The organism is Mycobacterium sp. NGS64 (assembly GCF_059812245.1).
Map to the genome: position 1 here is coordinate 1,454,850 of NZ_JCALCI010000001.1, position 13,973 is coordinate 1,468,822.

Here is a 13,973-nt window from a genome sequence, read left to right on the forward strand (position 1 = left end):
CCCGACCGGTTAGCCGGGAAGCTTGGACGCGGCCTCCTGGTCGAGCAGCCAGAGCGTGGTCTCGAGGCCGACGGCCCCGGCGGCCGGCACCGACGCCGGCGGGGCGCCACCGATTGCGGCGGCCGCCGCCTCGGCCTTGCCCGCCCCGGACACCATCAGCCACACCTCGCGGGAACGCCGAATAGCGGGCAGCGTCAACGTGATTCGCTGCGGCGGCGGTTTGGGGGAGTCCTCGACGCCGACCACCATGCGGCTGGTCTCGCGCACGGCCGGGGTGTCCGGGAAGAGGGAATTGATGTGGCCCTCCGGCCCCATTCCCAGCAGGTGGACGTCGAAATTCGGCACCGGCTGGCCGGGTTCGGCGTTGGCGGCCAACAGTTGTTCGTAGGCCAGCGCCGCGGCGGCGAGATCCGCGCCGAATTCGCCGTCGCTGGCCGGCATCGTGTGCACCTGGCTCGACGGGATGTCGACGTGATCGAGCAGGGCCTCCCGCGCCTGCTTGTCGTTGCGCTCGTCGTCGTCCTCCGGCACGTAGCGCTCGTCGCCCCAGAACAGGTGCACCTTGGACCAGTCGACCTGGTCACGACGGGTGGCGAGGTAGCGCAGCAGCCCGATGCCGTTGCCGCCGCCGGTCAGCACGATCAGGGCCCGGCCCCGCGCCGCCGCGGCGTCCTGGATGGTCTTGACCAGCCGTCCGCCCGCGGCCTCGACGAGGGCGTCGCCGTCCTTGAAAACTTCGACGGTCGGGCTCATACGTACTGCACCTTCTTGATCCCCTCCAGCGCTGTTCGGTATACCTCGTCGGCGTCCAGCCGCCGCAGGTCCTCGGCCAGGCATTCACCGGTTTCCCTGCGCGCCAACGGAACCAGGGCGTCCGGGCGCGCCGTCCGGCTCAGGGTGGCGGTCCTGCCCTCCTGGGGCCGGCTGAGGGTGATGGTCTCGCTCGGGCGTGTCAGCTCGACTTTGAGCTCACCGACCGCCCGACGCACCGGACCGTCGATGCGGCTGGCCAGCCAGCCCGCCAGGATGTCGAGCGCTGGCTCGGTCTGGAGGCCGGAAACCACCGCCGACTCGATCGGTTCGTGCGGCGGCTGGTCCACGGCGGAGGTCAGCAGCGCCCGCCAGTAGGTGATGCGCGCCCAGCACAGGTCGGTGTCGCCGGCGCTGTACCCGGGCAGGCGGCTCTTGATCGCCGACAACGGGTCGATGCCGTTGGTGGCGTCGGTGATGCGCCGGATTGCCAACTTGCCCAACGGGTCCTGCGCCGGCTTCTCCGGGGCGATGTCGGGCCACCACGCCACGACGGGGATGTCGGGCAGCAAGAACGGGATGACCACGCTGGCGGCGTGGCCCGACAGCGGCCCGGACAGGTTGAGGATCACCACCTCGCTGGCGCCGGTGTCGCCGCCGGAGCGCAGCTGGGCGTCCAGCCGCGGTTGGTCGGCGTACGGGTCGCCCCGCATCGTGACGATGATGCGGCTCGGGTGCTCGTGGCTGGCGTCGTTGGCCGCCTTGAGCGATTCCTCCAGCACTTCCTCGCTGTCGGGCGCGACGAGCAGCGTCAGCACCCGCCCCATCGTGACGGCGCCGGCCTTTTCGCGCAGCTCGCTCAGTTTCTTGTTGACCGCGGTGGTGGTCGTGTCGGGTAGGTCGACAATCACGGCCGCCGCCATTCCCTGCCGGTGCGGCGCAGCATCTCGAACGCCGATTCCGGGCCCCAGGTGCCGGCCTCGTAGGGGTCGGGCTTGCCGTGCGAAGCCCAGTTCTCGAGGACGGGATCGAGGATCTCCCAGGCCAATTCGACTTCCTCGTTGACGGGGAACAGGGATGGCTCACCGAGCAGCACGTCGAGGATGAGCTGCTCGTAGGCCTCCGGCGATTCCTCGGCGAATGCCGATCCATAGGAGAAGTCCATGTTGACGTCGCGGACTTCCATGGCGGTGCCCGGCACCTTGGAGCCGAACCGCAGGGTGGTGCCCTCGTCGGGCTGCACCCGGATGACCATCGCGTTGGCGCCCAGCTCGTCGGTCATGGTCGCGTCGAACGGCAGGTGCGGTGCGCGCTTGAAGACCAAGGCGATCTCGGTTACCCTGCGGCCCAGGCGTTTTCCGGTTCGCAGGTAGAACGGCACGCCGGCCCAGCGGCGGGTGTCGACCTCGAGCGTGATCGCGGCGAACGTCTCCGTGGTGGAGTCCTTGGAAAACCCCTCCTCGTCGAGCAGCCCGACGACCTTCTCGCCGCCCTGCCAGCCGCCGGTGTATTGGCCGCGGCTGGTGGTCTCGTCGAGCGGTTCGGCGAGCTGCGTCGCCGAGAGCACCTTGATCTTCTCGGTTTGCAGCGCAGCCGGATTGAAGCTCACCGGCTCCTCCATCGCGGTCAGCGCCAGCAGCTGCATGAGGTGGTTCTGGATGACGTCGCGGGCGGCGCCGATGCCGTCGTAGTAGCCGGCCCGGCCACCCAGCCCGATGTCCTCGGCCATGGTGATCTGCACATGGTCGACGTAGTGGGCGTTCCAGATCGGGTCGAACAGCTGGTTAGCGAACCGCAGCGCGAGGATGTTGCGGACCGTCTCCTTGCCCAGGTAGTGGTCGATGCGGAACACCGCCTCCTCCGGGAAGACGGCGTTGACGGTTTTGTTCAGCTCGCGGGCGCTATCCAGGTCGTGGCCGAACGGCTTTTCGATGACGACCCGGCTCCACCGGTCGCCCTGCGGGCGGGCCAGGCCGGACCTGTGCAGCTGCTCGCACACCACCGGGAAGGCGTTCGGGGGGATCGCCAGGTAGAAGGCGTGGTTGCCGCCGGTGCCGCGCTCGGCGTCGAGCTTCTCCAGCGTCTCGGCGAGCCGGGCGAACGCCTCGTCGTCATCGAAAGCGCCCGGCACGAAACGGAATCCCTCGGCCAGGCGCTCCCAGTTCTCCTCCCGGAACGGCGTGCGGCAGTGCTCCTTGACGGCCTGGTAGACCACCTTGCGGAAATCCTGCGTCTGCCAATCCCGGCGGGCGAAACCCACCAGCGAGAAGGTCGGCGGCAGCAACCCGCGGTTGGCCAGGTCGTAGATGGCCGGCATCACCTTCTTGCGGGCCAGGTCGCCGGTGACCCCGAAGATCACCATGCCGCACGGGCCGGCGATCCGGGGCAGCCGCTTGTCCTGCTTGTCCCGCAACGGGTTTCGCCACTGCGCGGCGTCGCGGGAGCCCGCCTTCGAGCCCGCCGGGCTCATTTGCCGAGGGAATCGAGTTGCTTCTGCGTCTCGTCCAACAGCTCGGTCCAGGACTCCACGAACTTTTCCACGCCTTCGTTCTCCAGCACCACGAACACGTCGGTCAGGTCGACGCCGACCGCGGCCAGCTTGTCGAACACATCCTGAGCGGCCGATGCGGTGCCGCTGACGGTGTCGCCCTTGATTTCACCGTGATCGGCGACGGCGTCGATCGTCTTCTCCGGCATGGTGTTAACCGTGTTCGGCGCGACCAGCTCGGTGACGTAGAGGGTGTCGGAGTAGTCGGGGTTCTTGACCCCCGTCGACGCCCACAGCGGCCGCTGCACGCGGGCCCCGTCGGCCTTCAGCGACTTGTAGCGATCGCCGCCCTTGAAGACCTCTTCGTAGGCGGCGTACGCCAAGCGGGCGTTGGCGACGCCGGCCTTGCCCCGCAGCGCGAGCGCGTCTTCGGAGCCGATCTTCTCCAGCCGCTTGTCGACCTCGGTGTCCACCCGGGAGACGAAGAACGAAGCCACCGAATGGATCTTGGACAGGTCGTGCCCGGCCTCGCGGGCCTTCTCCAGCCCGGCCAGGTAGGCGTCCATCACCTGGCGGTGCCGCTCCACGGAGAAGATCAGCGTGACGTTGACCGAAATCCCCTCCGCCAGAACGGAAGTGATGGCCGGAATGCCGGCCTTGGTCGCCGGGATCTTGATGAACAAGTTGGGTCGGTCGACGATCTTCCACAGCTCGACCGCCTGCGCGGTGGTCTTGTCGGTCTCGGCGGCGAGTCGCGGGTCGACCTCGATGGACACCCGGCCGTCGACGCCGTCGGAGGCCTCCCACTGCGGCCGCAGCACGTCGCACGCGTTGCGGACGTCGTCGGTGGTGACCGTGCGAATGGTGGCGTCCACGTCGGCGCCGCGATCGGCCAACTCGGAGATCTGCTCGTCGTAGGTGTCGCTGTCGGCGAGCGCCTTCTGGAAGATCGAGGGGTTGGTGGTCACGCCGACAACGCTTTTGGTGTCGATCAGCTCCTGCAGGTTGCCCGACTGCAGCCGCTCGCGCGACAAGTCATCCAGCCAAACGGACACCCCGGCTGCGCTCAACGCCGCGAGGTTGGGGTTCTGACTGGCCATATGAATCACCCTTTCTCAGTTATCGACTACCTGCTCCGCGGCCGCCGCGACGGCTTCGGCCGTAAAGCCGAACTCACGGAACAAAGTCTTGTAATCGGCGGATTCGCCGTAGTGCTCGATCGACACGATGCGACCGGTGTCGCCGACGAGCTTGTGCCAGGACTGCGCGACCCCGGCCTCGACGGCCACCCGCGCCGACACCGACGGGGGCAGCACGCTGTCGCGGTACTCCTCGGGCTGCGACTCGAACCACTCAACGCACGGCATGGACACCACCCGCGCCACGATGTCGGAGTCCGCCAGCAGGTTTCGCGCCTCGACGGCGAGCTGAACCTCGGAGCCCGTGGCGATCAGCACGACGTCCGGCTCGTCGCCGCCGTCATCACCGAGGATGTAGCCGCCGCGCCCGACTCCCTCGAAGTTGGTGCCCTCGAGCACCGGCACGCCCTGGCGGGTCAGGATCAGGCCGACCGGGCCGCTGCCGTTGCCGCGGGCCAGGATCGTGCGCCACGCGTACGCGGTCTCGTTGGCGTCGGCCGGGCGCACCACCGACAGGTGGGGGATGGCGCGCAGCGCGGCCAGGTGCTCGATCGGCTGGTGCGTCGGGCCGTCCTCGCCCAGCCCGATCGAATCGTGCGTCCACACGTAGATGGTGTCGATGTTCATCAGCGACGCCAGGCGCACGGCCGGGCGCATGTAGTCGGAGAACTGGAGGAAGGTGCCGCCGTAGGCGCGGGTGGGGCCGTGCAGCACGATGCCGGACAGGATGGCGCCCATCGCGTGTTCGCGAACGCCGAAGTGCAGCGTGCGACCGTACCAGTCGGCGGTGTAGTCCTTCGTCGAAATCGACGGGGGCCCAAACGATTTGACGTTGTCCATGGTGGTGTTGTTACTGCCCGCCAGGTCGGCCGAACCGCCCCACAGCTCGGGCAGTTTCGGCCCCACCGCGTTCAGCACCTTGCCGGACGCCGCGCGGGTGGCCAACGGCTTGTCCTCCGGGGTCCAGGTCGGGATGTCGGCGTCCCAGCCGTCGGGCAGCTTCTCGGCGGTCAGCCGGTCCAGCAGCGCTTTGCGTTCGGGTTCGCGCTGCGCCCAGGCGTCGAATTCGGGTTGCCACTTTTCGTGTGCTTCCTTGCCCCGGTCCACCAACTTGCGGGTGTGGGCGAGCACCTCGTCGCGCACATCGAAGTTCTTATCCGGGTCGAAGCCCAGGATCTTCTTGACGGCCGCGACCTCTTCGTCGCCGAGGGCGGCGCCGTGCGCCTTCCCGGTGTTCATCAGCTTGGGTGCCGGGTAGCCGATGATGGTGCGCAGCTCGATGAACGACGGCCGATCGGTGACGGCCTTGGCGTTGGCAATGGCCTCCTCGATGCCGACGACGTTCTCGCCGCCTTCCACCCGCTGCACGTGCCAGCCGTAGGCCTCGTAGCGCGCGGCGGTGTCCTCGCACAGCGCGATGTTGGTGTCATCCTCGATGGAGATCTGGTTGTGGTCGTAGAACACGATCAGGTTGCCCAGCTGCTGCACGGCGGCCAGCGACGACGCCTCGGACGTCACTCCCTCCTCGATGTCGCCATCGGAGGCGATCACGAAGATGAAGTGGTCGAACGGGCTGGTGCCCGGCTCGGCGTCCGGGTCGAACAGGCCGCGCTCGTAGCGCGACGCCATCGCCATCCCGACCGAGGACGCCAGGCCCTGACCGAGCGGGCCGGTGGTGATCTCGACGCCCTTCGTGTGCCGGAACTCCGGGTGCCCGGGCGTTTTGGATCCCCACGTGCGCAACGACTCGATGTCCGACAGCTCCAGGCCGAACCCGCCGAGGTACAGCTGCAGGTACAGCGTCAGGCTGCTGTGCCCGGCCGACAGCACGAACCGGTCACGACCCAGCCAGTAGGTGTCGCTGGGGTCGTGGCGCATCGTGCGCTGAAACAGGGTGTAGGCCAGCGGGGCCAGGCTCATCGCCGTCCCGGGATGGCCGTTGCCGACTTTTTGGACCGCGTCGGCGGCCAGCACCCGGATCGTGTCGACGGCAGCCGAATCGATCTCGGTCCAGTCGTCGGGCAGGTGCGGTTGGGTCAGCGTGGAGATCTCTTCGAGTGTCGTCACAGCCTCAGTCCTTGGGTCATCAAGCTGATATTGCCTACCCTAATGCGGGAGTGCCGGCTCCTGCAGTGCAGAGTTTCGGGTACCCAACGCCGGCCGCTGTGAAAATTACGCTCCCGTTGCCTGGGCTTTGCAATCAGTTCGGAATTCTCGGAAGAATCCCTTTCGGACCCTCCGGGCAGGCGGCCGCCGGCACGCGGTCTACCATCGTGCGTAGTAGATGCTGCGCGCTGCTGCGACCCCGAGGAGTTATTGCGTGAGCGTTCGCGGGCGCGTCGCGCCGAGTCGAGAGGCACCGGGCCGGGTACAAGGCACGGTCCTGGCGTACCTGGCGCTCACCAAGCCGCGGGTCATCGAGTTGCTGCTCGTCACCGCGATCCCGGCGATGCTGCTCGCCCACCGCGGCACCGTGAACCCGCTGCTGATCCTTAACACGCTGATCGGCGGGATGCTGGCTGCCGGCGGCGCCAACACGCTCAACTGCGTGGCCGACGCCGACATCGACAAGGTGATGAAGCGCACTGCGCGCAGGCCGTTGGCGCGCGCCGCGGTGCCGACGCGTAACGCCCTGGTCCTGGGGCTGGTGCTCAGCGTGGGTTCGTTCTTCTGGCTCTGGCGGACGACCAACCTGCTGTCCGGGCTGCTGGCCGTGGCCACCATTGCGTTCTACGTGTTCGTCTACACGCTGCTGCTCAAGCGCCGCACCTCGCAAAACGTCGTGTGGGGCGGGGCGGCGGGTTGCATGCCGGTGATGATCGGCTGGTCCGCGGTCACCGGCACCATCTCCTGGCCGGCGTTGGTGATGTTCGCGATCATCTTCTTCTGGACGCCGCCGCACACCTGGGCCTTGGCCATGCGGTACAAGGACGACTACAAGGCGGCCGGCGTCCCGATGCTGCCCGCGGTGGCGACCGAGCGCCAGGTCACCAAGCAGATCCTGATCTACACCTGGCTGACCGTGCTCGCGACGCTGGCGCTGGCGCTGGCCACCGGCTGGCTGTATGCGGCGGTCGCGCTGCTGGCCGGGGTGTGGTTCCTGGCCATGGCGCATCAGCTGTACGCCGGCGTGCGCGCCGGCGAGCCAGTCAAGCCGCTGCGGCTGTTCCTGCAGTCGAACAACTATCTGGCGGTGGTGTTCTGCGCGCTGGCGGTCGACTCCGTCGTCGCGCTGCCGACGCTGCTGTAGCACCGGTCACAGCCGCCTCACCCGTCCCTCCGCGAGGCGGCATCCTTTGTGCCCGCCTCACAGCGACAACCTTTGTGGTGGAAGAGGTGTCGCTGCGAGGCGGGCAAAACGTCGACCCCTTCCCTTTTGGGGCCGCTGTGAAAGGTGCGCCGAAACCGTTACGGCAGCAGCACGATCGAGCCCGTCGTCTTGCGGCCCTGCAGGTCCTGGTGTGCGCGCGCCGCTTCGGCGAGCGGGTAGCGGCCGCCCACCTCGATGGTGATGCCGCCGCTGGCGATCGCGTCGAACAGTTCGCCTGCGCGCCAATGGAACTCGTCGCCGGTGCGGATGAAGTGCGCCAGTGACGGCCGGGTCAAGAACACCGACCCCGCGGCGTTGAGGCGCTGCGGGTCGAACGGCGGGACGGGTCCGCTGGCGGCGCCGAACAGCGCGAGGGTGCCCCGGACGGCCAGGCTGGCCAGGCTGGCGTCGAAGGTCGTCGCGCCGACGCCGTCGTACACCGCGGCCACCCCTTCGCCCCCCGTCAATTCGCGGATCTTCTGGGCGAATTCGTCCGGGTCGTCGGGGTAGGAGAGCACCTCGGCGGCGCCGGCCTCCTTGGACATCCGCTCCTTCTCCGGCGTGGAGACGGTGGTGATGACGCGCGCCCCGAGCAGCGTGGCCCACTGGGTCAGGATCAGCCCGACCCCTCCCGCGCCCGCGTGCACCAGCACGGTGTCCCCGCTTTTGACCGGATACACCGACGTGAGCAGGTAGTGCGCGGTCAGGCCCTTCAGCATCACCGAGGCGGCCACCTCGGACGTCACGCCGTCGGGCACCTTGGCGGTCAAAGCCGCTGGGGCGACGGCGAATTCGGCGTAGGCGCCCGAGGCCGCGGCGGTGCCCACCCGGTCACCCTCACTGAAATCGTCGACCCCGTCGCCCGTGGCGACGACGGCGCCGGCGGTCTCCTGGCCGAGGACGAACGGCACCTCGTGCGGGTACTGCCCGGAGCGGAAATAGGTGTCGATGTAGTTGACGCCGATGGCCTCGGCCTTGATCAAAAGTTCGCCTGGGCCGGGCGTGGGCTCGGGGACGTCGACATAGCGCAGGACTTCGGGACCACCGGTTTCGCTGACTTCGATTGCGTGCATGTGGATATCATGCCCGGGCATGAAGCTGGCCCGCCCGGACGTCTTCCATCCGCGCATCGTGCTGGCGGGTGATCCCCCACGCCCCGACGATGCGGGGCTGCTGCCCGCGCTACGAACCCGCGGGCTGCACGCGCGCTGGTTGTCCTGGGACGACCCGCGGACCGTCGGCGCCGACCTGGTGATCCTGCGCCGCGCCCCCGACCGGCGCGACGACCTCCTGGCCTGGATCCGCCGGGTGCGCCACCTGCTCAACCCGCCCGACGCGGTCGCATGGAACCTCGGCGAGCGGTACCTGCGCGACCTCGAGGACGACGGGGTACCGGTGCTGGCGGGCGCGACGGCTCGGTCGGCGTTGGTATTCGTCGGCGGGCAGCGGTCGCACGCGTGGCCCGTCGAGCCGGAGTTCGAGTCGTGGGACCTCGGATACGCCGCCATCGCGTCGGCCGCGCGACGCGCCGGAATCGGCTCGCGCGAGCTGCTTTACGCGCGCGCCGACCTGGCGGGGGACCGGCTGGTGGGGCTCGACCTGGTGGCGCCGTCGCTGGGCTGGTCGCAGCTTGACGCCGACACCCGTGGGCGGGCCCAGCGCGAGTTCGCCCTCGCCGTGGAGTCAGCCTGCGAGCGGCTGGGGCTCGGTCCGTTGTCGCAACCGGGTTCGCATTGACGCCCATAGCGCCGCCGTCGCCGCCGTGCAGGCCGCCGCGCCGGCTACATGCACCGCGACCAGGGCGGCGGGCACGCCGGTGAAGTACTGCGTGGTGCCGACGGCGGCCTGGGCGCACACCAGGGCGACCAGCACGCCCAGCCGCAGCCGGATGGCCCGGCCGGTGCCCACCGCCAGCAGCCCGAAGCCGAGCCCGACCAGCAGCGCCAGATAGGAGACCAGCAGCGACGAATGCGCGTGCACCAGCGTGGTGATCTCGACCTTCAGCCGGGGCACCGTGCGGCTGGGGCTGCGGTCGCCGGCATGCGGGCCGGCGGCGGTCACCAGCGTGCCGGCGACCAGCACCGCCGCCAGGTTCACCGCGCTCAGCGCGGTCAGCGCGCGCAGCGGCCGCGCCACCGCGTAGTGGACCACGCCCTCGTCGGGCTCGCCCACCTTGACGTAGAGCAGCACCGATAGCCACACCATGGTCATCGACGTCAGTAGGTGCACGGCGACGGTCCACCACAGCAACCCGGTGCGCACGGTGATGCCGCCGATCACCGCCTGCACCACCGTCGACACCGGCATCAGCCACGCGTAGACCAGGACCTCGGTGCGCCGGCGCGCGCGGGTCACCGCCAGCACGGCCAGCGCCGCGGTGATCACCACGGCGAAGGTGATCATCCGGTTGCCGAACTCGACGGCCTGGTGGATTCGTGGCACCTCGGCCACCGCGACCGGGGTGAAGCTGCCGGGAAAGCACTGTGGCCAGGTGGGGCAGCCCAGCCCCGAGGCGGTGACGCGCACGATCGCCCCGGTGACCGCGATGCCGCCCTGGGTGAGGATGACGAGTGCGGCGACGACGCGCTGGGCGCGCAGGCTGGGGTCGGGGAGCAGGTCCACCAACCGCCGCAGCGTTCGTCGTAGCACCGCCCGATGGTAAGCCAAGAAAAACTACGGCCTGTAGTACGGGCCCGTTGCGCCGAGACTGCGCCCATGGCTGTGAATGGGCACGATCCGCGACCATGGCGGCAATCTCGGCGGCCTCAGCGCGATGCCGTCAGGTGAAGCGGAACCAGCGCCGGGCGGCCAGCGCGGCCAGCGCGCCCCACACCGCCAGCACGACGACGCCGAACCAGTCCACCGACAGCGTCATCGCCTGGGAGAGGGCCTCGGTGAGCGCGCCGGACGGGGTGAGCCGGGAAAGCCATTTCACCACCGGCGGGATCATCCTGGTTTCCAGAGTGAGCGCACCGAGGCCGGCGAAGACGAACCACATCAGGTTGGCGACCGCGAGCACGATCTCGGCGCGCAGGGTCCCGCCGAGCAACAGCCCGAGGGCCGCGAAGCCCGCGGTGCCCAGCGCGATGACCGCCGCGCCCAACAGCAGCGCCGCGGGTGCGGGGCGCCAGCCGAGCGCGAAACCGATGGCGCCCAACAGGATTGCCTGCAGGAACACCACCGTGACCACCGCCAGCGACTTTCCGGCGATGATGCCCCAGACCGGCAGCGGGGTGGCCCCGAGCCGTTTCAGCGCGCCGTAGCGGCGGTCGAACGCGACGGCGATCGCCTGCCCGGTGAAGGCGGTCGAGATCACCGCGAGGGCCATGATCACCGGGACGAACGTGGCCGCGCGGTTGCGGCCGAAGTCGCCGAAGGGCAGCAGGGTCAGCCCCACCAACAGCGTGATCGGGATGAACATGGTCAGCAGCAATTGCTCGCCGTTGCGCAGCAGCAGCTTGAGCTCCAGGCCGAACTGCGCCGCGAGCATCCGCGGCACGGGGCTGGGGCGCGGGTCGGGTTTGAAGGTTCCCGCGGGGAAGGTGTTCGACTGGGTCCCTGAATGAGTCACGGCCGTAGCTTCCTGCCGGTGAGGTCGAGGAAGACGTCCTCGAGGCTGCGTTGCTCGACGCGCATGTCGGTGGCCAGCACGTCGATCTGTGCGCACCACGCCGTGACGGTCGCCAGCACCTGCGGGTCGACCGGGCCTTCGACCAGGTACTCGCCCGGCGTCACCTCGGTGGCCTTGTAGTCCTCCGGCAGCGCCGAGGCCAGCAGGGACAGGTCGAGGCGTGGCGGCGCGGTGAACCGCAGTTGGTCCTTGGCGCCCGCCCGCATCAGTTCGGTCGGAGTGCCCGAGGCCACCGTCACCCCGTGGTCGATGATCACCAGCCGATCGGCGAGTTCCTCGGCCTCCTTGAGCTGGTGCGTGGTCAGCAGCACGGTCACGCCGTCGCGGCGCAGCGCGTCGATGAGCTCCCAGACCAGCAGCCGGGCATGGGCGTCCATGCCGGCGGTGGGCTCGTCGAGGAACACCAGCTCGGGCCGGCCGACCAGCGCACAGGCCAGGGCCAGCCGTTGCTGCTGCCCGCCGGAGAGCCGCCGGTAGGTGGTGCGGGCGGCGTCGGTGAGGCCGAGGGTGTCCAGCAGCCACGCCGGGTCCAGCGGGTCGGCGGAGTAGGCGGCTACCAGGTTGAGCATTTCGCCCGCCCGCGCCGCGGGGTAGCCGCCGCCGCCCTGCAGCATCACCCCGATCCGCGCGCGCAGGCGCGCGTTGTCGGCGATGGGGTCCAGGCCGAGCACCTGGATCGTGCCGGCGTCGGGACGCGCGAAGCCCTCGCACATCTCGACCGTCGTGGTCTTACCGGCGCCGTTGGGCCCGAGCAGGGCCAGCACCTCGGCGGCGTGCACCTCCAGATCGAGGTTGGAGACGGCCTCGACGGCGGCCGCGCCGGACCCGTATTGCTTGGTGACCCCGCGCAGCCGCACGACAGTGTCGGGCGTTTCGGGGACCGGGCTCACGTGGAATCAGCGTAGGCGTCGGGTGCCGCCTCGGAGCGAGGGGCGGTCCTGGGGGGCTCGGCGGGCAGCGTGACGGCCGTCTGGCCGTTGGTTTCCGGGCCCGGCGGCGGCAGTTGGCGCCACGGCAAACGGGTGTAGGTCAACGCGATGAGCACCGCCACGATCAGGCTGCTGGCCAGCGTCGCGTCCACGATCTGAAAGAGGGCGAAGCGGTCACCGTTGGCCGTCGGGCCGAAGATGCCGACGACGAGGGTGATGACGATCACCGCCACCCGGAAGCCCGGGCGCGTCGCCCACGCGGCCAGCGGGATGATCGCCCACAGCAGATACCAGGGCTGCACCACCGGGAACAGCAACACGCAGATGCCCAGCGCAACACCCAGGCCGCCGATCGGGTGCAGCCGGCCGCGGAAGACGGCGACCAGCAACCAGGCCACCAACACCATGATGATCAGCACGCCGATGCCACGGGTCAGCCCCAGCACCGCGGTGGTGTGATCGCCGAGGCCCAGCAGGATGCCCACCTGCCCGGTGCCCAGGGCCAGCAGCGTCGGCGGCGACATCCAGCTGCGCACCACGTTGGCGGTGCCCAGCGTGTAGATCCAGCCGAATCCCAGCCCGCTGGCCCAGCCGACCAGGGCCATCACCGCGAGTGCCAGCGCCGCCATCCCACCGCCCGCCAGCAGCAGGGCGCGCAGGTTGCCGCCGCAGCGGTACGCCAGCGCCATCGTGACGAACCCCAGCGCCAGCAGCGACGGCAGCTTCACCTGCGAGGACAGGGTGATCAGGATCGCGCCCGCGAGCAGCATGCCCAACGGCTCCCAGCTCGGGCCCGGCCGCCACGACGTGGGCAGCAGTCGCGGGGAGTCGATGCCGCGCAGCGCGAACTCGGCGCCGGCCAGCATCAGCCCGAGCATCAGCGCCTCGTTGTGGACGCCGGCGACCAGGTGCATGATCAGCAGCGGATTGGCGGCCCCCAGCCACAGCGCGCTCACCTCGGCGACGCCGCAGCGCCGGGCCAGCCGCGGGGTGGCCCACACGATCAGCCCGACCCCGATCAGCACCACGAGCCGGTGGCACAGCACGGCGGCGACGATGTTCTCCCCGGTCAGCGCCGAGATGCCGCGCCCGATCCACAGGAACAACGGGCCGTACGGTGCGGGCGTCTCGCGCCACAGTGTGGGCACCGACAGCGTGAACACGTGGCCGAGGCCCAGCCCGGACGCCGGGCCCACCTTGTAGGGGTCGAGGCCCTCCAGCGAGATCTGGCTCTGGGCCAGGTACGAGTAGACGTCCTTGCTGTACATCGGCGGCGCGATCAGCAGCGGCAGCGTCCACAGCAGCAGCGTGCGGTCCAGGTCCCCGCGCGACATTTTCCGGTTGCCCAGCGCAAACCGTCCCAGCATCAGCCAGGCCAGCGCCATCATCACCGCGCCCGTCGTCGTCATCGTCAGCGAGACAGTCTGGATGCGCGAAGGCAGGTTGAGCAGCCGGACCCCGAACGTGGGGTCCTGCACGACGGGCCGCGCCCCGGCGCCCAGCGCGCCGATCGCCATCAGGACGGTGCCGGTGGCGCCGAACAGGCGGGTGCGCTGCAGCGCGGTGAGCTCGGTATCGTTCAGCGGCGAGCCCACCGCTTGCTCGTCGCCGTGCAGGCTGGCGATCGACGAGCTCAGCGTGTGGTGGCGGGCTGCCATCAGAGCAGCGTAGCCGTCCTGCGGCGACCGCAAGCGCGGCGTAGCCGGGCGCCGCGGGTCGCCGCGCG

General features: G+C 69.8%; 12 protein-coding genes. 2 read left to right on the top strand and 10 right to left on the bottom strand.

Features of this window, described 5'->3' with window-relative positions; all coding sequences use genetic code 11:
- Positions 1-9: 9 nt before the first annotated feature.
- Genes pgl through tkt form a run of 5 tightly spaced genes read right to left on the bottom strand, consistent with a single transcriptional unit; the run spans position 10 to position 6,444 of the window.
- A complete protein-coding gene (pgl, locus tag AC5Y4S_RS07280) occupies positions 10-753 on the bottom strand; it encodes a 6-phosphogluconolactonase (protein ID WP_500031468.1) in 744 nt (247 codons plus the stop codon).
- Complete coding sequence (gene opcA, locus AC5Y4S_RS07285; protein WP_500031470.1) at positions 750-1,661, bottom strand: glucose-6-phosphate dehydrogenase assembly protein OpcA; 912 nt, start codon at positions 1,659-1,661, stop codon at positions 750-752. Before opcA ends, pgl begins: the two co-directional genes overlap by 4 nt.
- On the bottom strand, positions 1,658-3,220 hold the full coding sequence (gene zwf, locus AC5Y4S_RS07290) for a glucose-6-phosphate dehydrogenase (protein ID WP_500031472.1): 1,563 nt from the start codon (positions 3,218-3,220) through the stop codon (positions 1,658-1,660). The genes opcA and zwf overlap by 4 nt, the downstream gene beginning before the upstream one ends.
- Positions 3,217-4,338, bottom strand: coding sequence for a transaldolase (gene tal / locus AC5Y4S_RS07295; protein WP_500031474.1), 1,122 nt, complete (start codon positions 4,336-4,338; stop codon positions 3,217-3,219). The genes zwf and tal overlap by 4 nt, the downstream gene beginning before the upstream one ends.
- A gap of 15 nt (positions 4,339-4,353) precedes the next feature.
- The gene (tkt, locus tag AC5Y4S_RS07300; RefSeq protein ID WP_500031476.1) at positions 4,354-6,444 is read right to left on the bottom strand and encodes a transketolase; all 2,091 of its coding nucleotides are present in this window, start codon (positions 6,442-6,444) and stop codon (positions 4,354-4,356) included.
- Positions 6,445-6,697: 253 nt separating this feature from the next.
- Here tkt and AC5Y4S_RS07305 point away from each other — a divergent pair, with 253 nt between their 5' ends.
- Positions 6,698-7,627 carry a heme o synthase gene (locus tag AC5Y4S_RS07305; RefSeq protein WP_500031478.1) on the top strand — a complete coding sequence of 310 codons (930 nt, stop codon included), beginning with the start codon at positions 6,698-6,700 and terminating at the stop codon, positions 7,625-7,627.
- Between the two features lie 158 nt (positions 7,628-7,785).
- Here the strand turns inward: AC5Y4S_RS07305 and AC5Y4S_RS07310 are convergent, their stop codons facing one another.
- Entirely contained in the window at positions 7,786-8,760 is a 975-nt protein-coding gene (locus tag AC5Y4S_RS07310) for a quinone oxidoreductase family protein (RefSeq protein WP_500031480.1), read from the bottom strand.
- A gap of 19 nt (positions 8,761-8,779) precedes the next feature.
- Here AC5Y4S_RS07310 and AC5Y4S_RS07315 point away from each other — a divergent pair, with 19 nt between their 5' ends.
- On the top strand, positions 8,780-9,424 hold the full coding sequence (locus AC5Y4S_RS07315; RefSeq protein WP_500031482.1) for a DcsG N-terminal domain-containing protein: 645 nt from the start codon (positions 8,780-8,782) through the stop codon (positions 9,422-9,424).
- Here the strand turns inward: AC5Y4S_RS07315 and AC5Y4S_RS07320 are convergent.
- The 4 genes from AC5Y4S_RS07320 to mptB form a co-directional block, all read right to left on the bottom strand.
- The gene (locus tag AC5Y4S_RS07320; RefSeq protein WP_500031485.1) at positions 9,371-10,336 is read right to left on the bottom strand and encodes a COX15/CtaA family protein; all 966 of its coding nucleotides are present in this window, start codon (positions 10,334-10,336) and stop codon (positions 9,371-9,373) included. The two genes, AC5Y4S_RS07315 and AC5Y4S_RS07320, sit on opposite strands and share 54 nt — an antisense overlap.
- A gap of 130 nt (positions 10,337-10,466) precedes the next feature.
- On the bottom strand, positions 10,467-11,177 hold the full coding sequence (locus AC5Y4S_RS07325; protein ID WP_231981933.1) for an ABC transporter permease: 711 nt from the start codon (positions 11,175-11,177) through the stop codon (positions 10,467-10,469).
- A 77-nt stretch (positions 11,178-11,254) separates the two neighbouring features.
- A complete protein-coding gene (locus AC5Y4S_RS07330) occupies positions 11,255-12,208 on the bottom strand; it encodes an ABC transporter ATP-binding protein (protein ID WP_500031487.1) in 954 nt (317 codons plus the stop codon).
- Positions 12,205-13,905, bottom strand: coding sequence for a polyprenol phosphomannose-dependent alpha 1,6 mannosyltransferase MptB (mptB, locus tag AC5Y4S_RS07335; RefSeq protein WP_500031490.1), 1,701 nt, complete (start codon positions 13,903-13,905; stop codon positions 12,205-12,207). The genes AC5Y4S_RS07330 and mptB overlap by 4 nt, the downstream gene beginning before the upstream one ends.
- Positions 13,906-13,973 lie beyond the last annotated feature (68 nt).